The sequence below is a fragment of the Nocardia paucivorans NBRC 100373 genome, assembly GCF_000308675.1.
GTDB classification, from domain to species: Bacteria; Actinomycetota; Actinomycetes; order Mycobacteriales; family Mycobacteriaceae; genus Nocardia; species Nocardia paucivorans.
In genome coordinates, this window is record NZ_BAGE01000048.1 from 134,324 (window position 1) to 150,833 (window position 16,510).

Consider the following 16,510-nt stretch of genomic DNA (forward strand, 5'->3'; position numbering starts at 1 on the left):
CCTGCCCACCGCCCGAGGAGATCTCATGCCGCTGGTCACCCGTGTGACCGACCTGATCGGCCGCACCCCCCTGTTCGAATTGGCGATCACCACCACCGGAACCCGGTTATTACTCAAACTGGAGCAGTTCAACCCGACCGGGGCGGCCAAGATCCGCATGGCCCGGGAGATGGTGGACGATGCCGAAGAGCGAGGGTTGCTGAAAGATGGCGGCCATATCATCGAATCGACATCCGGTAACACCGGGCTCGGCTTGGCGGTGGTGGCCGCCGAACGCGGCTATCGTTTCACCGCGGTTGTCGATCACCACGCGAGTAAGGACAAACTGCGCGCGATGCAAGCGATGGGTGCGGAACTGGTGTTCGTCGCCGATGAGGGCGACGACAGCCTGGCCACCTCCGCGCGAGAGGACCGCGCCGAGGCCATGGCGGCGAGTTCGGGTGCCTATTTCACCGAGCAGCACAACAATGACGCCAATGCCCGCGGCTATTACGCGGTGGCCGAGGAGTTGCTCGACGATGTGGATACCGTGGACATTCTGTTGTCCGCGGTCGGCACCGGTGGATCGCTGTTCGGGACCGCGACCCGATTACGCCAGCTCGGCTGTTATCCGCGGGTGATCGGGGTGGAGCCGGTCGGTTCCATCGCCTTCGGCGGCCCGGGTGGGCCGTACTGGCAGTCCGGGACCGGAACCCCGCCCGGCGCGACCATCGGCACCGCCGTCGACTATTCGTTGCTCGACGAAGGACTGAAGGTTTCCGACCGCGCGGCCTTCGCCACCGCACGTGCCCTCGCGCGGGAAGTCGGCCTGATGATCGGCGGTTCCGCGGGAGGTTCGGTGTACGCGGCACTGACCCGTCTCGAGGAGTTTCCGCCCGGCTCCACCGTGGTCACCATCGTCTGCGACGGTGGGGAGAAATACCTCGACACCGTTTTCGACGACGAATGGATGGCCGTCCGCGACCTGCTCGACCCCGAAACCGAACAAGAGGTACACGACATGCTCACCCGCTATGTTCCCGCGGGCCGACGGCGCCCATCCCGTGGTGCGATGGTGCGAGCGCGGTGATCGGGGCATTCACTCGCTCCCGCGGCGACGGTTATCGCCTGGCCGCCCTGGCCGCCCCGATCGCCGCCACCCAACTCGCCCAGATCGCGGTGTCCACCACCAATATCGCCCTGATGGGCACCCTCGGCGTGCGACAGGTCGCCGCCGGCGGGCTGGCGCTGGTGCTGTTCAACCAGATCCGCACCATGTGTGTCGGGCTGATCACCGCCAGCGGTAATCAGGTGGCCTCCGTGGTGAGCGCCGCCGAGAAACGCGGCGTCGACGCCGACGACGAGGTCCGCGATGTGGTGCGCTCCAGTTTTCTCATCGCCACCGCGGCCGGTCTGCTCGGCGGCCTGATCCTCGTCGGTCTCGGTTGGGCGCTGCGCCGGCTCGGTCAGGACGCCGAGGTGCTCGCCGAGGCCCGACCGCTGATGGTCGCATTGGCGCCGGGACTGCTGCCGTGCCTGTGGTTTCAGGTGTTGCGTCAATACACCGTCGGGATGCAGCGTCCGCAGGCACTGCTGCTGGTGACGCTCGGCTCCATCGCGTTGAACCTGGGCCTGGCCTTGGCCTTCATCCACGGTTGGGCGGGCCTGCCCGCGCTCGGACTCACCGGGATCGGGGTGGCGACCTCACTGGTTTTCCTCGTCACATTCGGGGTGTTGTGGGCCATGGTCCACCACGATGCCGACCTCGGCCGCACTCTCTCGATCCGGCCCTGGCCGGTGCGGGCGGCGACGGTTCGGACCGAATTGCGCCTCGGCACCCCGATCGCGCTCACCTATGGTTCCGAGGCGGGAATGTTCTCGGTACTGGCGTTGGCGATGGGCACCTTGGGCCCGGCCGCGCTGGCCGCGCACAATGTGGTCTATCAGGTGATCTACATCGTCTTCCAGGTCGCGATCGGTATCTCGCAGGGCGTGTCCATCCTGGTCAGCCGGTCCGTGGCCCGGGACGAGGTGGCCCGTGCCCGCGCCCTGGCCCGATTGGCCCTGCAGTATGCGGGAGTGGTCGCGGCGGTTACCGGGCTGATGTACGTGGTGGCGCCGGACGCCGTGCTCCGACCATTTCTGGATCCCGCCGACACCGCGACCGCGGATATCGCGCGCGGACTGCTGTTGATCGGGATCGTGTTGCAGTTCTTCGACGCCGCGCAGAACATCGGCAACGGTCTGCTGCGCGGGCTGAAGGCCACCGATGCGGGTTTCCGGTTGTCGTTGATCGGGTACTGGTTGGTCGGCCTGCCGAGCGCACTGGCGCTGGCGTTCCCGGTCGGTCTGGGTGCGGGCGGGGTGTGGTGGGGCCTGACCGCGGGCCTGGCCACCACCGCGATTCTCATGCTTCGCCGATATTTCGCCCTGCTCGCCGAGCGGGAGCGGATAGCCGTCGCCCGGCCCCGGGAGGCCATCGATACCTCGCCTTGAAACAGGGTCGCCGAGGTGGTCGCACGCCAGTGTCGAGGTGTCGTGTACCACCTCGATAGCACGGATTAGGATTGCCTTTCCAAACTTCCATGGAAAGGAGCATGTTCGATGCGTGTTGTCGTCCTGTTCGGTACGGAGATGGGCACGGCCGAATCGGTCGCCGAGAGCATCGCCGAAGAACTCACCGAGCTCGACGTATCAATCTTCGATATGACCGATTTCGACCCTGCCGAGCTCGATGCCCGCGATTTCCACATCGTGGTCTGCTCCACCTACGGCGACGGCGAGCTACCGACCGGCGCCGAGCCCTTCTTCGACGCCCTCGACGTCCATACGCCCGATCTGACCGGTCTACGATTCGCGGTATTCGGTCTGGGCGATTCCGTCTACGACCACACCTTCAATCGCGGCGGTGAGATAGCGGCCGAGAAGCTGCGCGCGTTCGGCGCCGTTCAGGTGGGCGAACACGCTCGCCACGATGCCTCGACCGAGGTGAAACCCACCGATATGGCGCGCGAATGGGTTCGAACCCTCCCGCTGCCCACCGAGGCGCTCGCCACCGTCTGAGCATGGTCCCCGCCGACCCGTGATCACTCCGGGCCACGGAATCGGTTGCCACACCGGCGAACACCGACCGGGCGGGAATCCGGGATACGCTCCGTCCCACCGCGCCCGGATCCCGCTTGGACAGCGAGGTTTCCGCAGTATCACGGGTGGGAACTTCCCCGGACGGTGTCGTGGTCGCGTTCTAGACTGGATAACGGTGCCGCACAGTCCGTCGCGCACGCCCGACCAGGAGGGGACGATATGGCAACCGGAATTGGTTCCACGGAACAGCACACCCCGTCGACCGACCATCCCGAACTGGAAGTGTTGCCCGAATGGCCACAGGACACGATCGCGGTCCTGGTGACCACCGATCCGGCGCCCCATGCCATTCCGGTATCCTGGCCGGTACGCGCCGGTGACCGTCGGATCTTCATCAGCCTCAAATTCGATCGTGGTTCCCTGGCCCGGTTGCGTGAACGCCCGCAGGTGGCCCTGCTCATTCTCGGCGGTGGCAATGTTGCGCTCTGCGCACGTGGCTCCGCCAAGGTGATCGCCGAAGAGATGCCGGACGCTGCGGACTATGTGGCGGTTCGTATCGATGTCGACGTGATCGATGATCATCGGCAGTCCGCCTTCGCCGTCGCCCAGGGCATTCAGCGCACCGTGCTCGACCCGAGCGAACTGCACGCCTTGGAGGGTCGGGTGGCTACTCTGCGGTCCTGGGCGGAGGAGGAGAAGAACTGACGAGGCGGCCGTAGTGGGCCGCGAGGAAGGAGATCATGAGCGTCACGCTTGCCAAGGGCGGTAATGTCTCGCTGTCCAAGCAGACCCCTAACCTCACCCGGGTGGCAGTCGGCCTGGGTTGGGATGTGCGCACCACCACCGGCGCCGACTACGACCTGGACGCCAGCGCCCTGGCCACCGGCCCGAACCTCAAGGTGTTGAGCGACCAGCACTTCGTCTTCTACAACAACCTTCGCTCCCCCGAGGGCACCATCGAACACACCGGCGACAACCTCACCGGTGAAGGCGAGGGCGACGACGAGGTGATCACGGTCGACCTGGCGAATACGCCAGGGACGATCACCAATATCTTCTTCGCCGTCTCCATCCACGAGGCCGACGCCCGCGGCCAGAACTTCGGCCAGATCCGCAATGCGTTCATCCGGGTCGTGGACCTCGGAACCAATGCCGAACTGGCCCGCTACGACCTCAGCGAGGACGCCTCCACCGAAACGGCCATGATCTTCGGCGAACTCTACCGGCACAACAACGAGTGGAAGTTCCGCGCCATCGGCCAGGGATACGCGTCCGGCCTGGCCGGAATCGCCCGCGATTACGGCGTGAACGTCTGATTCGTCGCGGACGGCGTGCGGTCGTCGGCTCGACACGACCGCGCGCCGTCCGATGCGTTCCGGCCACTCCGAACCATGAGTTCACTTCCATCGCCGCCGTCGGGTGCCGGCCGCCGAGGAGAGCTCTTCGCCGAGAAGGGCCCGACCCGGACCATCCTCGGCCGGGTCACCAGCACTCGGGCAACGCTGATCCTGGTAGCACTCCGCAACGGACCCTTGCGCTTCCACGCATTGCGTGAGCACGTACAGGGCATCACCGAGAAGATGGTGGCGCTGCGGATATGCAGATCGAATTCTTCTCCGAAACGGTCTGTCCTGGTGTTGTATCGGGAAGCGACGCCTGCGGACCGGATCTTCGGATAGGTGCGCGACATTCAGACCCTGGCGGCGAGAACCAGGGCGAAACGGTCGTCGGGGTCGGTCCAGGTGCGTTCCGCGACGAAGCCCGCGGCCCGCAGTTCGGCATCCAATCCGGCCGGACGGAACTTGGCGGATATCTCGGTGCGCAGCTGCTCCCCGGCGGTGAAACGGACGGTGAGGTCGAGGGCGGGCACCCTCACCGTCATCGGTTCGGTCGCGACCAAGTGCATCTCGATCCACTCGTGGTCGTCGTCCCAGAGCGCCATATGGCGGAACTTCTCCGGGACGAAATCGGCGCCCAACCGAGTGTTGAGCACACGCAGTATGTTTCGATTGAATTCCGCGGTGACCCCCGCGGAGTCGTCGTAGGCCGCGACGAGGACCTCGGGGTCGGTGACCAGCCCGACGCCCAGCAGCAGTCGTTCGCCCGGTTCCAGCAGATCGTGGATGCCGCCGAGGAATTCCGCTCGTTCCTCGGGCACCAGATTGCCCAGGGTACCGCCGAGGAATGCGATCATTCGTCGGCCGCCGCGGGGCAGATTGTTCAGCGTGCCGGTGAAATCACCGACCACCCCGTGCACCGCCAGACCCGGGAACTCGGTGGCGATCGCGGCGGCGGATTCTTTCAGAGCCGCCGCCGATACATCCTGGGGAACGTAGATCTTCAGCGCCCCCTCGGCGGTGAGGGCATCCAGTAACAGGCGGGTTTTGGCGGCGGAGCCGGCACCGAGTTCGACGAGCACCTCCGCCTGCGCGATCCGGGTGATATCGCCGACGACGTGTTCCAGCAGAGCGCGTTCGGTGCGCGTCGGGTAGTACTCCGGCAAAGCGGTGATCCGCTCGAACAGTTCGCTACCGCGCGCGTCGTAGAACCATTTCGGTGGTAGCCATTTGGGATCGGCGGTGAGTCCACGACGCACATCGGCGCGTAATGCGGCGGTGAGATCCGCATCGGTCAGCTGGACTTCCACAATAGGTGCGGTCATCGGGCGGCCCTTTCGATACGGGTGCCGGCCTCGGGCCGGGCGGTGTCGCGGGAATCGAGCGGTTCTACGGTCAGCCGGCCGGGTTCGGCGCGGACCACACAGCAATCGGGAATGGCCTGCCAACGCGAATCATCGTCGTAGGGTTCGGAGGCGAGGATCGCGCAATCGTCGGTGACCAGGGCCCACAGGGTGTGGAACCAGGTGGTCGCCCAGAGTATGTCACCGTTGCCGAGCAGCAAATTGAGACCGGAATCCGGGGCGTGCCGAAGCACGGTGGTGACAAGCAACCGCAAGGCCGTCGCGGTCGGATCGGTCGGAGTGTCGGCAAGACCCGCCGCGGCGGTGGCGATATCCGGGTCGAGCAACCGACACAGCAGCACCCACAGGGCCGCCGAATCGGTGGGTGACTCGGCGGCCAGGAGATCGACGGTCCGAAACGGTTGCTGCCGGCCGGAACGGTCGGCGGTGTCGTCGAACTCGGTCAGGACGGCGGGTAGTACCGACCGCCAGTCCGGCACGAGTCCGTTGTGGCTGAACGCCCAGCGTCCGTGGGCGAACGGCGCGCAGGCGGCGCGCTCCACCGGCGTTCCGACCGTCGCCGAGCGCACCGCGGCCAGTACCGCCGTCGAGACCAGCTGCGGCAGCACCTCCTCCACGGCCGGATCGGTCCAGATCGGAGCGGGGTTGCGGTATCGGCTCACCACAGGCGCGCCCCGTTCCACCGTCGGATCGGCGGCGCGCCACCAGGCCACCCCGAAACCATCGGCATTGATGGTCCCACCGCCGCGCATCTGCCGCGGTGCCCAGGATTGGACCCGCAGCGAATACGGCCCCCGCACGAGCAGTTCTCCCACCGGCACCGGCGAACCCACATAACCGAGATGTCTACACATATCCACCGGCCCCGATATCTCGTCGAACGGTCCCGTCCCCGACCACCGCCGGGTTCATGCCTCTCCCGGACGCAGGTCGCGGGCCAATCGGAACCCGGCGAAGATCTGCCGACGGATGGGATGATCCCAGTTGCGGAACGTGCCTCGGCAGGCGACGGGATCGGTACCGAACGAGCCACCGCGCAGCACCCGATAGTCGCCGCCGAAGAAGACCTCCGAATACTCCCGGTACGGGAACGCCCGAAAGCCGGGATACGGGTGGAATCCCGATGCGGTCCACTCCCATACGTCGCCGAGCAGCTGATGCACCCCGGCGGGAGTCGCGCCCGCGGGATAGGCGCCGATATCGGCAGGCTCGAGATGACGCTGGCCGAGATTGGCGGTTTCCGGCCCCGGGGCCTCGTCGCCCCAGGGATAGCGGCGGGACCGGCCGGTGACCGGGTCGAACCGCGCCGCCTTCTCCCATTCGGCCTCGGTGGGCAGGCGTTTACCCGCCCAGGTGGCGTAGGCCTGTGCCTCGTACCAGCACACGTGCACCACCGGCTGCCGCGGACGCAGCGGGGTCCGGACCCCGAACACCCGCCGCCACCAGCGTCCGTCGCCGTCCCGCTCCCAGAACTGCGGTGCCACCAGCCCGGCCTCCTGCCGATACGCCCACCCACGCTCCGACCACAGTTCGGGCCGTCGGTAACCACCGTCGTCGACGAAGGCCAGATACTGCTCGTTGGTGACCGGCGCCGCGTCGATGGCGAAACCGGGCACCTGGACCGGATGGGCGGGCCGTTCGTTGTCCAGAGCCCACGGATCGGTGGAGGTGCCCATGACGAATTCCCCGCCCGGGACGATCACCTCGCCGCCCACCTCGGCCCTTCCCGCGGGAGCGGCGGGCGCCGAAAGCACCGGCGCGCCGGCGCGCAACTGGTGGGTGGCCAACATGGTTTCGTCGTGCTGCTGTTCGTGCTGGGCGATCATGCCGAAGGCAAAACCGCCGGCCACCAGCGGATCGCCCCGCAACGGGTTGCGCTCCAATACGTCCCAGACCTTTTCCCGCACGGCTCGCACATAGTCGCGGGCCGACGCCGGGCCCAGCAGCGGCAGAGCGGGCCGGTCGGGTCGGGCATGTTTGAAGGCGTCATAGAGCTCGTCGATATCGGTGCGCACCGGCTCCCGACCACCGACACCACGCACCAGCCACAGCTCCTCCTGGTTGCCGATATGCGCCAGATCCCAGACCAGCGGACTCATCAACCGGGAATGCTGGGCGACGAGTTCGGTCTCGTTCACACAGTCGGTGAGGGCGGCGGTGCGGTTCCTGGCCCGGGTGAGGCTTTCGGCGATGTGCTCGCGCAGCCGCTCGGTATCGGATCGGTCGGTACCCGGATGGTGGATGGTCACAATGGTGCTCCGCTCGATCGGGGACTGTCGGAAAAGGTGCGGGCGGACCTCGGGAATCTCCGGATCGTCACGTTCGCTCCTCGGCGTCCTCCACCCCGGGCGCCGTACCGGCCCGGCAGCGCCGAATAGCGGCATGGATACGCGATGCGGGCTCGCAGGTGTGCGCGGCGGCGGCTTCCAGCACGGCCACCGCCGAGGCGCGCAGCTCGGGGTCGGTCAGCCCGTGGCGGGCGGCGTCGAGCCAGCGTTCGGCCGTCGACTCGGCGGCCGCCGTGGCATCGGCCACGGCCGTCGGGGTGGACATGAGCGCCTCGAACACCTGGGCGACAACCGCCCAACCGGCACCCGGCTGGGCGTCGATATATCGGACCTCCAGATGCCCCGACGCGCGGACCGGCGGGAACAGGGTGGTCAGGTGGTAGTCCAGATCATTCGAATCAGGGCGACGACCGATCTCGTCGTCCAGCGCACCGGATATCCAATCCGCGAAGGTGGCGCCCGGCGGTGCGCTCCACTCGCATTCCCCCGCCGCATCGGCCGAGCCGCGGCGGCGGACACACAGCAACGGGGCGTCCAGAGCCCACCGGGCATAGCCGACCACCGGATCGGCCCACTCCACCGCGGGAGGACGGGTGCGGGCATTGTCGAGGCGCAGCCAGGTGCGCATCCGCTGGGATGCCCAGTCCCCCACCGGTGCGCCGCGCAGAACGGGCGAGCAGGCGAAGGCCGCTACCAAAGCGGGTCCGACGGTGTAGAGGGCGCGCCAGCGGGCGGCGAGTTCGGTCCGATCGGCACCGCTGTCGACGCTGACCTGGGTGGCCGCGGTATTGCACATCATGAGCTTGCCGAAGGGGCCGATACCGGCGAAATGACGTTCCATGGCCCCATAACGCGGTAGCCGCAGCAGGCGGCGGGCGCGGCGTTCGGGGTCGGCTGCGGCGGCGACCAGGCGAATGGATCGGGCAGCCAACAGGTCGCGCAGCCGAGCGTGGTCGGCACTCAGCCGCGCGCACAATACGGTGGCGGAGGGGTAAGGGGCGCTGGAGAGTTCGATCTGCCCACCGGGTTCGATGGTGACCCGACTGCCTCCCGGAAGCGCCGAGGCGGGGGAATCGGGGACGATGGACCGCGGCGCATACGGTCCGAGTGCGTCGGCCAGCACGGCCAGTGGCGGACGCGGGGCGGCGAGGGGCCGGGTCGGCGGCGCCGATCCCCAGGCGCTGAGCCATTCCAGTTCGGCCCCGATGAGCGTCGGGGGACCCAGTTTGAAGCAGACGCCCCCTGTGTACGCCTCGGCCGCGGCGCGCGCCGACAGTTCTCCGCTCACCCGGCTACCGCCGTCCGGTTTCGGGTGTTCGAGCGTGACCGCCATACCAACCTCCCGTGGGGTGCTCACATCTTCGTATCGGGGTTGTCGGTCGCCGTGATATGCGTACTGGGGTTCGTCGCTGGGTGGATTCGCCGATCCCGGGGAGGGGACCGGAGGGTCGGGTGGGCCCCCGTCTCGTTCGATCTGGGGACTCGATTCGCTCGTTCGGTTGTCGCGGCGCCGCCTCGGAAACCGGTGTGCAAACCAGGGTAGCGGCGGAAAACGACATTCATCATCCCGGCGAGGACATCGAGGTCGCATAGGGTCCACATAGGGTCGATGACATGCTTGATCGACAACGCGTACGCCATGACACCCCCGGTGTGGGCTCGGGCACGGTCTTTCTCGACAGCGCGGGCTCGTCGTTGCCTCCCCGGGTGGTCACCGACACCGTGATCGCGCATCTGCGCCGAGAGGCCGAGATCGGTGGTTACCGGGCCGCGAACGAACGTCTGGGTGATCTGGCCGCGGTGAAGGACGCCGTGGCCGCATTGCTCGGTACCGTGCCCGAGACCATCGCCCTGAGCGATAGCGCCACCCGCGCCTGGACCGACTTCTTCTACTCGGTGCCGTTGAAACCGGGCGATCGCATCCTCATCTCCGGCTCCGACTACGCCAGTAACGCCATCGCGGCCCTGCACCGGGCCCGAGCGATCGGCGCCGAGGTCGAGCACATTCCCGGTGACGACACCGGCCAGATCGATCTGGACGCATTCGCCCGAATGGTCGACGAGCGGGTGGCGCTGGTATCGCTGCTGCACGTCCCGACCAATGGCGGATTGGTGAATCCGGTCGCCGAGGCCACCCGGATCGCACACGATGTGGGCGCGTTGGTCCTGCTGGACGCCTGCCAGTCGGCCGGCCAGCTCCCGCTCGACACCGCCGAACTCGGTGTCGACGCTCTCTCGGCCACCGGACGTAAATGGTTGCGCGGGCCGCGCGGCACCGGCTTCTTGTACGTACGCGCGGGACTCGTCTCCAAGCTGGAACCAGGGCGGCTGGATCTGCACAGCGCTCGGTGGATTGCGCCCGACGACTACCGCCCGGCTGCCGACGCCACCCGTTTCGAGTTCTGGGAGCACGATGTGGCCGCCCGCCTCGGTCTCGGCGCCGCCGTCCGATATCTGCTCGAACTCGGGCCGCACGAGGTGTACGCCGCCGTTGCGGCCCGAGCCGAATACCTGCGCACCGCCTTGGCCGATCTGCCGCGGGTACGGCTACACGATCTGGGGGTACGACACAGCGGCATCGTCTCGTTCACCGTCGACGGTGTCGAACCGGTCGAGGTACGTGACCGACTCCTGGAACGAGATATCACGGTAACCGTGAGTCACCGCGGGTCCACCCTGCTCGATATGACCGCACGCGGACTGGACGCGGTGGTCCGCGCCTCACCGCACTATTTCGTCGATTTCGACGAACTCGACCGGTTCGTCACCGCCGTGGCCGCGTTCTGACCGATCCTCGACCCGCCCGACGCGCGGGGTCGAATACGAAAAGCCGAAGGGAGTTAACAGTCTTCGCATCCGTCTGGATAGTGGAGAGAGGCCCACAAGGGGCCGACTACTACGGCCGAGGAGCGTGACGTTGAGCAGGTTCACCGATGAGATGTATGCGACCGCAAGGGAAACAACCCGAGGTCTGGTGACCGGTGAGCCGGACTCTCCCCTCCGGCAGACCTGGGCCGAGATCCATACCATCGCTCGTCGGATCGCGGGGGGCCTGGCCTCCGCCGGAATCGGCCATGGAGACGCGGTTGGGGTGCTGGCCGGACTACCGGTCGATATCGCCCCCACCTGCCAGGCGATCTGGATGCGCGGGGCCTCCATCACCATGTTGCATCAGCCGACGCCGCGCACCGATCTGGCGGTCTGGGCCCGGGACACCGAAACCGTACTGACCATGATCGACGCGGGAGCGGTGGTCCTCGGCTCCCCGTTCGAGGCCGCCGAACCCCTGCTCCGGGAACGCGGGATCACCGTGGTCCATGTCGACCGCCTGCGCGAGGGCCACGACATCGACCCGGTGCCCACCGCGGAAACCGATATCGCGCTCCAACAGTTGACCTCCGGTTCCACCGGGTCTCCGAAGGCCGTGCAGATCACCCACGAGAACTTCTTCGTCAACGCCTACGCCATGTTCAACCGGGTCAAGTTCCAGTTGGACAACGATGTGATGGTCAGTTGGCTGCCGTTGTTTCACGATATGGGGATGATCGGGTTCCTCAGCGTGCCCATGCAATTCGGCGCCGAGGTGGTGTGCGTGACGCCGATGGACTTCCTGGCTCGCCCCATCCTGTGGGCAGAACTCATCGACAAATATCGCGGAACGGTCACCGCGGCACCGAACTTCGCCTACGCCCTACTGGCCCGCAGGCTGCGCCGTACCACGCCGGGAACACTGGACCTGAGCAGCGTCCGCTACATGTGGAACGGAGCCGAACCGGTCGATCCGGCCACCATGGAAGACCTCGCCGAGGCCGGAAAACCCTTTGGTCTCAGCCCGGCGGCCCTCACCCCCGTATACGGCATGGCCGAGACCACCCTGGCCGTTTCCATTCCCGACCCGGGCCGCGGCCTGGTGCTCGACACCGTGGACGCCGATCTGTTGGAGGCGATCGGCAAGGCGGTTCCGGTGCACGAGGACGAGACGGGCCGGCACACGGCGCGCCGGCTGCCCACCTTGGGGTATCTCGTCGACGATCTGGAGGGCCGAATCGTCGACGCCGAACGGCAGCCGCTGCCCATCCGTTCGGTCGGCGTCATCGAACTCCGCGGTAAGGCGGTCACTTCCGGTTATGTCACCGTGGACGGTTTCCGCCCCGCCCAGGACGCGGACGGCTGGCTCGACACCGGTGATATCGGCTATTTCACCGAAGAAGGACTGATCGTGGTGTGCGGCCGGATCAAGGACGTCATCATCATGGGCGGCCGCAATATCTTCCCCACCGATATCGAACGCGCCGCCCTGCGGGTTCGCGGGGTTCGTCCGGGCAATGCCGTGGCGGTTCGGTTGGACGCCGGCGAAAAACGGGAAAGCTTCGCGGTGGTGGTGGAAAGCAATGAGCACCAGAACCCGGACGAGGTGAAACGCATCGAACACGAAATCGTGCACGAGGTCTTCGGCGAGGTCGGGGCACGCCCACGCTCGGTCACCGTGCTCGGGCCCGGCGCCCTGCCCAAGACGTCCTCGGGCAAACTGCGCCGGGCGGCGACGGCGGCGCATCTGTCGGGAAACTGACCACCGCCGGACGACTCAGCCGGTGGGGACCATATCGGCGTTGTACACGAGGATGCCGAGCACCAAACCGACCACCAGGCCGGCACCGGCGGCGATCGCGGCCCATTTACCCCACGGCTCACCCTTGTTGTGTCCGATCAGGCCCAGGACTATTCCGGCGGGGCCGAACAGGATGGGGCAGAACAGCAGGCTGACAGCGGCGCAGAGGAAGCCGAGGATGGAAAAGATCTGCGGACCCGAACGCTCCTGTTCGGTTTCGCCGTAGGGCTCGTACGCCTGTTCGGGGTATGACGGGTAGCCCTCGCCGTGGCCGGGCTCGGAAGCGCCGTAGTCCGGTTCACCGCTCTGCCAGGGTTGCTGTGCCCGCCATTCCGGCCGACCACCGGGCGCGCCGGGTGGCGGCGGATAACCGGGAGCGCCACCGGGCGGATAGGCGCCCGGCCGACCCGGGTCCCATCGGGGCTCGGGCGACCGTCCGGGTCCGCCCGGGGGCGCACCGGGCGGATAGGGCCCTGGACCGGGACCCCACCGTTGTTCGGGCGGCCGTCCGCCCGGCGGGTAGGGACCGCCCGGTCCGGGTCCCCATGGCGCCTCGGGCGGCCGTCCGCCCGGCGGATAGCCACTCGCCGGCCCGGGTCCCCACCGTGGGCCGCCCGGCGGGGGTCCAGGCGGTCCACCCGGCGGCGGGCCGGACGGCGGGGGTCCAGGCGGCACCCCACCCGGCGGCACCCCACCCGGCGGTGGGCCGGACGGCGGCGGGCCGGACGGCGGTGGGCCGGACGGCGGCGGAGGACGGTCGATATCGGAAGCACCGAGGTCCGGCGGTTTCGGCGCTCTCGCCGGGGGCTCGTGCGAGGTCGTGCTCGCCGGAGTGTCGAGTCCCTTCCGCGAAGGGGGGCTTTCCTCCCCACCGCGTTCCTCCGAGGGATGTTCGGCCGACCACGCCTGCGTCGGCACATCCTCCGGCGACTGCTCGGACCAAGCGCGCGGTGGTGTTTCCTCCGGAGGTGGGGCGGGCCACACCTCGGTCGGCAGATCGGCATCCGGCTCGTTCACCACGCCGGGTTGTCCGCCCTTCGTCTTCGGACGGTGCTCGGCGGCGCCGGAGCCTTCCGGAGCGGTCTCCGACTCCTCCGACGGGATGTCATCGGGCGACCCCGGTGGTCGATCGGGGGGGCGCGGGTCCTCTGGCGTGCTCATAACGCTCTCCTCGTTCGTCGGTCACGACATATCGGTGGAGCGAGCGGCAGGGCTGCGGTGAACCAATCAGCGGTGCATACCTGCCAGTATGCTCCGCATCGGCGGCGATACGGGACCTTGAAACGGCGAACGGTCCGGATCGATGATCCGGACCGTTCGAAAGAATCGTCGAAGCGCTTGCCGAAAATGTGAGCGGGTCAGGCGTGCCCGTTGAACAGCCCGGTCACCGAGCCGTTCTCGAAAACCTCACGAATGGTGCGAGCCAGCAGCGGAGCAATGGACAGCACCGTCAGCTGCGGGAACTTCTTGTCCTCGGTGATGGGGAGCGTATTGGTCACCACGACCTCCTTGGCACCGCAGGAGGCCAGCCGCTCGGCGGCGGGCGAGCTCAGCACACCGTGGGTCGCGGCGATCACCACATCCCCGGCGCCCGCCTCCTTCAGCACCTTCACCGCACCCGCGATGGTGCCACCGGTATCGATCATGTCGTCGATCAGAATGCAGGTCCGGCCCTCGACCTCACCGACCACCCGGTTGGACTTCACCTGGTTGGGGACCAGCGGATCCCGGGTCTTGTGGATGAACGCCAGCGGAGCGCCGTCCAGGGAGTCGGCCCACTTCTCCGCCACCCGGACCCGACCCGAATCGGGCGAGACCACCGTGATGTCCTGCAGGCTGTAGTTGGTCCGGATGTGCTCGGCCAACTGCAACTGGGCGTGCATATGGTCGACCGGACCGTCGAAGAAGCCTTGGATCTGGTCGGTGTGCAGGTCGACGGTGATGATGCGATCCGCACCCGCGGTCTTGAGCAGATCGGCGACCAGACGAGCGGAGATGGGCTCGCGGCCGCGGTGCTTCTTGTCCTGGCGGGCGTAGGGGTAGAACGGCAGGATCGCGGTGATGCGCTTGGCCGAACCGCGCTTGAGCGCGTCGAGCATGATGAGCTGCTCCATCAGCCAGTGATTCAGCGGCGCCGGATAACTCTGCAGTACGAAGGCGTCGGAACCGCGAACCGACTCCTCGAAACGGACGAAGATCTCGCCGTTGGCGAAATCACGCGCCGTCTGCGGTGTGACCTGGACGTCCAGTTCCTTGGCGACCTGCTCGGCCAACTCGGGGTGGGAACGCCCGGCAAAGAGCATCAGGTTCTTCTGGTTATCGATCCATGACGCGGTCACTACTGCTTGCCATCCTTCAGCTCTATTGCCCGATCCGACGTCTCGTCCGCGGCGATGGCCTCCGCCGCCGCGCGCGCTGCAGCGGTTCCCGGCCGGTAGCGCTGCACCCAGTTCTCGATATTGCGCTGCGCTCCCCCGGAGACCGCGAGGGCACCCGGCGGAACGTCTCTGCGCAGTACAGTACCCGCTCCGGTATATGCGCCGTCACCCACCGTCACCGGTGCGACGAACATGGTGTCACTGCCGGTGCGCACATGGGAGCCGATCACGGTGCGGTGCTTATCGACCCCGTCGTAGTTGACGAAGACACTGGAGGCGCCGATATTGCTGTACTCGCCGATGGTGGCATCGCCGACATAGGTCAGATGCGGCACCTTCGTATGCGCGCCGATATCGGCATTCTTGGTTTCGACGAACGCGCCGATCTTACCCGATTCGCCCAGGACGGTACCCGGCCGCAGATAGCTGAACGGCCCGACCGTGGCCCCGGCGCCGATCCGAGCGCTCTCGCCGTGCGTGCGGACCACCCTCGCGCCCTCACCCACCACCACATCGGTGAGGGTGCAGTCCGGCCCCACCTCGGCGTCCTCGCCGACCACTGTGGTGCCGAACAATTGCACACCCGGCCGCAGGACGACATCGCGGCCGATCTGCACACCGGCGTCCACCCAGGTGGTAGCGGGATCGATAACGGTGACCCCGGCCCGCATATGCCGTTCCAGGATGTAGCGGTTGAGCGTGCGCGCCGCCTCGGCCAACTGCACCCGGTCGTTGACGCCAGTGACCTTGGCCCAGTCCACCAACCGGGCCCCCTGCACCGGATGTCCCGCCTCCCGGGCCAACCGCAGCACATCCGTCAGATACAGCTCGTGCTGGGCGTTCGCCGTGGACAAGCGGCCCAACATGGTGCGCAGCACGGTGACGTCGAAGGCGTACACACCGGAGTTGACCTCGGTGATCTGCGCCTGCTCCGGGGTGGCGTCGGCATGTTCGACGATCTCGGTGACCTGGCCGTCGGCATCACGCACGATCCGACCGTAACCATTCGGGTCCGGCGGAACGAAGGTCAACACGGTCACGGCGGGCCGATCGGTATAACTTCGATGCTCGTCCAGCAGCGCCGACAGGGTGTGTCCGTCCAGCAGTGGAACATCGGCGGAGGTCACCAGCACATCGCCGGTGAAATCATCCGGCAACGCGCTCAACCCGCACTGCACCGCATGCCCGGTGCCCAGCTGCTGCTCCTGCACCGCGGGAATGATCTCGCGACTCATCTCGCTCGCCACCGCGGCCACTGCGGCGCCCACCTGCTCCCGGTCGTGACCGACCACGGTCACCAGATAGGCGGGATCGATATCGTTCGCGGCATACAGCGCATGTGCCAGCATGCTGCGTCCGGCCAGCGAATGCAGAACCTTGGGGGTCTTCGACCGCATTCGCGTCCCGGCTCCCGCTGCGAGCACGACAACGGCGGTCTGCTGTGGCATGGATCTCCCTCGGGCCGACATCG

General features: G+C 67.4%; 15 protein-coding genes. 8 read left to right on the top strand and 7 right to left on the bottom strand.

The window, feature by feature from the left end; genetic code table 11:
• Nucleotides 1-25 precede the first annotated feature (25 nt).
• The 6 genes from ON32_RS17845 (at nt 26) to ON32_RS17870 (ending at nt 4,742) form a co-directional block, all read left to right on the top strand.
• The gene (locus ON32_RS17845) at nt 26-1,069 is read left to right on the top strand and encodes a PLP-dependent cysteine synthase family protein (protein ID WP_040792087.1); all 1,044 of its coding nucleotides are present in this window, start codon (nt 26-28) and stop codon (nt 1,067-1,069) included.
• Nucleotides 1,069-2,475: an MATE family efflux transporter gene (locus ON32_RS17850; RefSeq protein ID WP_083874619.1), complete on the top strand. Its 1,407-nt coding sequence runs from the start codon at nt 1,069-1,071 to the stop codon at nt 2,473-2,475. The genes ON32_RS17845 and ON32_RS17850 overlap by 1 nt, the downstream gene beginning before the upstream one ends.
• A gap of 108 nt (nt 2,476-2,583) precedes the next feature.
• On the top strand, nt 2,584-3,042 hold the full coding sequence (locus tag ON32_RS17855; RefSeq protein ID WP_040792088.1) for a flavodoxin domain-containing protein: 459 nt from the start codon (nt 2,584-2,586) through the stop codon (nt 3,040-3,042).
• A gap of 240 nt (nt 3,043-3,282) precedes the next feature.
• Entirely contained in the window at nt 3,283-3,768 is a 486-nt protein-coding gene (locus tag ON32_RS17860; protein WP_040792089.1) for a pyridoxamine 5'-phosphate oxidase family protein, read from the top strand.
• A 35-nt stretch (nt 3,769-3,803) separates the two neighbouring features.
• On the top strand, nt 3,804-4,379 hold the full coding sequence (locus tag ON32_RS17865; protein WP_040792090.1) for a TerD family protein: 576 nt from the start codon (nt 3,804-3,806) through the stop codon (nt 4,377-4,379).
• A gap of 75 nt (nt 4,380-4,454) precedes the next feature.
• A complete protein-coding gene (locus ON32_RS17870) occupies nt 4,455-4,742 on the top strand; it encodes a winged helix-turn-helix transcriptional regulator (protein ID WP_051133385.1) in 288 nt (95 codons plus the stop codon).
• A gap of 11 nt (nt 4,743-4,753) precedes the next feature.
• Here the strand turns inward: ON32_RS17870 and egtD are convergent, their stop codons facing one another.
• From egtD to egtA, 4 genes are all read right to left on the bottom strand, one after another.
• Nucleotides 4,754-5,725 carry an L-histidine N(alpha)-methyltransferase gene (gene egtD / locus ON32_RS17875; RefSeq protein ID WP_040792091.1) on the bottom strand — a complete coding sequence of 324 codons (972 nt, stop codon included), beginning with the start codon at nt 5,723-5,725 and terminating at the stop codon, nt 4,754-4,756.
• Nucleotides 5,722-6,618 (bottom strand): ergothioneine biosynthesis protein EgtC, encoded by an 897-nt coding sequence (gene egtC, locus ON32_RS17880; RefSeq protein WP_051133399.1) that lies wholly within the window; start codon nt 6,616-6,618, stop codon nt 5,722-5,724. Before egtC ends, egtD begins: the two co-directional genes overlap by 4 nt.
• Before the next feature lie 54 nt (nt 6,619-6,672).
• On the bottom strand, nt 6,673-8,013 hold the full coding sequence (gene egtB, locus ON32_RS17885) for an ergothioneine biosynthesis protein EgtB (protein WP_040792092.1): 1,341 nt from the start codon (nt 8,011-8,013) through the stop codon (nt 6,673-6,675).
• 67 nt (nt 8,014-8,080) lie between these two features.
• A complete protein-coding gene (gene egtA, locus ON32_RS17890; RefSeq protein ID WP_051133386.1) occupies nt 8,081-9,385 on the bottom strand; it encodes an ergothioneine biosynthesis glutamate--cysteine ligase EgtA in 1,305 nt (434 codons plus the stop codon).
• Nucleotides 9,386-9,666: 281 nt separating this feature from the next.
• On the opposite strand from egtA, the gene ON32_RS17895 reads away from it, so the two are divergent.
• Together ON32_RS17895 and ON32_RS17900 are read left to right on the top strand one after the other, a co-directional pair.
• The gene (locus ON32_RS17895; protein WP_040792093.1) at nt 9,667-10,839 is read left to right on the top strand and encodes an aminotransferase class V-fold PLP-dependent enzyme; all 1,173 of its coding nucleotides are present in this window, start codon (nt 9,667-9,669) and stop codon (nt 10,837-10,839) included.
• 130 nt (nt 10,840-10,969) lie between these two features.
• A complete protein-coding gene (locus ON32_RS17900) occupies nt 10,970-12,622 on the top strand; it encodes a fatty acyl-AMP ligase (protein ID WP_040792185.1) in 1,653 nt (550 codons plus the stop codon).
• 15 nt (nt 12,623-12,637) lie between these two features.
• On the opposite strand, the gene ON32_RS27175 is transcribed toward ON32_RS17900, so the two are convergent.
• The 3 genes from ON32_RS27175 to glmU all read right to left on the bottom strand — a co-directional run bounded on the left by ON32_RS27175 (nt 12,638) and on the right by glmU (nt 16,487).
• Complete coding sequence (locus ON32_RS27175; RefSeq protein ID WP_051133387.1) at nt 12,638-13,822, bottom strand: DUF4190 domain-containing protein; 1,185 nt, start codon at nt 13,820-13,822, stop codon at nt 12,638-12,640.
• A 197-nt stretch (nt 13,823-14,019) separates the two neighbouring features.
• On the bottom strand, nt 14,020-15,000 hold the full coding sequence (locus ON32_RS17910) for a ribose-phosphate diphosphokinase (RefSeq protein WP_040792094.1): 981 nt from the start codon (nt 14,998-15,000) through the stop codon (nt 14,020-14,022).
• Entirely contained in the window at nt 15,000-16,487 is a 1,488-nt protein-coding gene (glmU, locus tag ON32_RS17915; protein WP_040792095.1) for a bifunctional UDP-N-acetylglucosamine diphosphorylase/glucosamine-1-phosphate N-acetyltransferase GlmU, read from the bottom strand. Before glmU ends, ON32_RS17910 begins: the two co-directional genes overlap by 1 nt.
• Nucleotides 16,488-16,510 lie beyond the last annotated feature (23 nt).

Bases quoted from the DNA above. Each gene is read 5' to 3' on its own strand.
- egtA (WP_051133386.1), bottom strand. From the start codon at position 9,385: ATGGCGGTCACGCTCGAACACCCGAAACCGGACGGCGGTAGCCGGGTG.
- ON32_RS17855 (WP_040792088.1), top strand. From the start codon at position 2,584: ATGCGTGTTGTCGTCCTGTTCGGTACGGAGATGGGCACGGCCGAATCG.
- ON32_RS17895 (WP_040792093.1), top strand. From the start codon at position 9,667: ATGCTTGATCGACAACGCGTACGCCATGACACCCCCGGTGTGGGCTCG.
- egtC (WP_051133399.1), bottom strand. From the start codon at position 6,618: ATGTGTAGACATCTCGGTTATGTGGGTTCGCCGGTGCCGGTGGGAGAA.
- egtD (WP_040792091.1), bottom strand. From the start codon at position 5,725: ATGACCGCACCTATTGTGGAAGTCCAGCTGACCGATGCGGATCTCACC.
- ON32_RS17845 (WP_040792087.1), top strand. From the start codon at position 26: ATGCCGCTGGTCACCCGTGTGACCGACCTGATCGGCCGCACCCCCCTG.
- ON32_RS17865 (WP_040792090.1), top strand. From the start codon at position 3,804: ATGAGCGTCACGCTTGCCAAGGGCGGTAATGTCTCGCTGTCCAAGCAG.
- ON32_RS27175 (WP_051133387.1), bottom strand. From the start codon at position 13,822: ATGAGCACGCCAGAGGACCCGCGCCCCCCCGATCGACCACCGGGGTCG.
- glmU (WP_040792095.1), bottom strand. From the start codon at position 16,487: ATGCCACAGCAGACCGCCGTTGTCGTGCTCGCAGCGGGAGCCGGGACG.
- ON32_RS17870 (WP_051133385.1), top strand. From the start codon at position 4,455: ATGAGTTCACTTCCATCGCCGCCGTCGGGTGCCGGCCGCCGAGGAGAG.
- ON32_RS17860 (WP_040792089.1), top strand. From the start codon at position 3,283: ATGGCAACCGGAATTGGTTCCACGGAACAGCACACCCCGTCGACCGAC.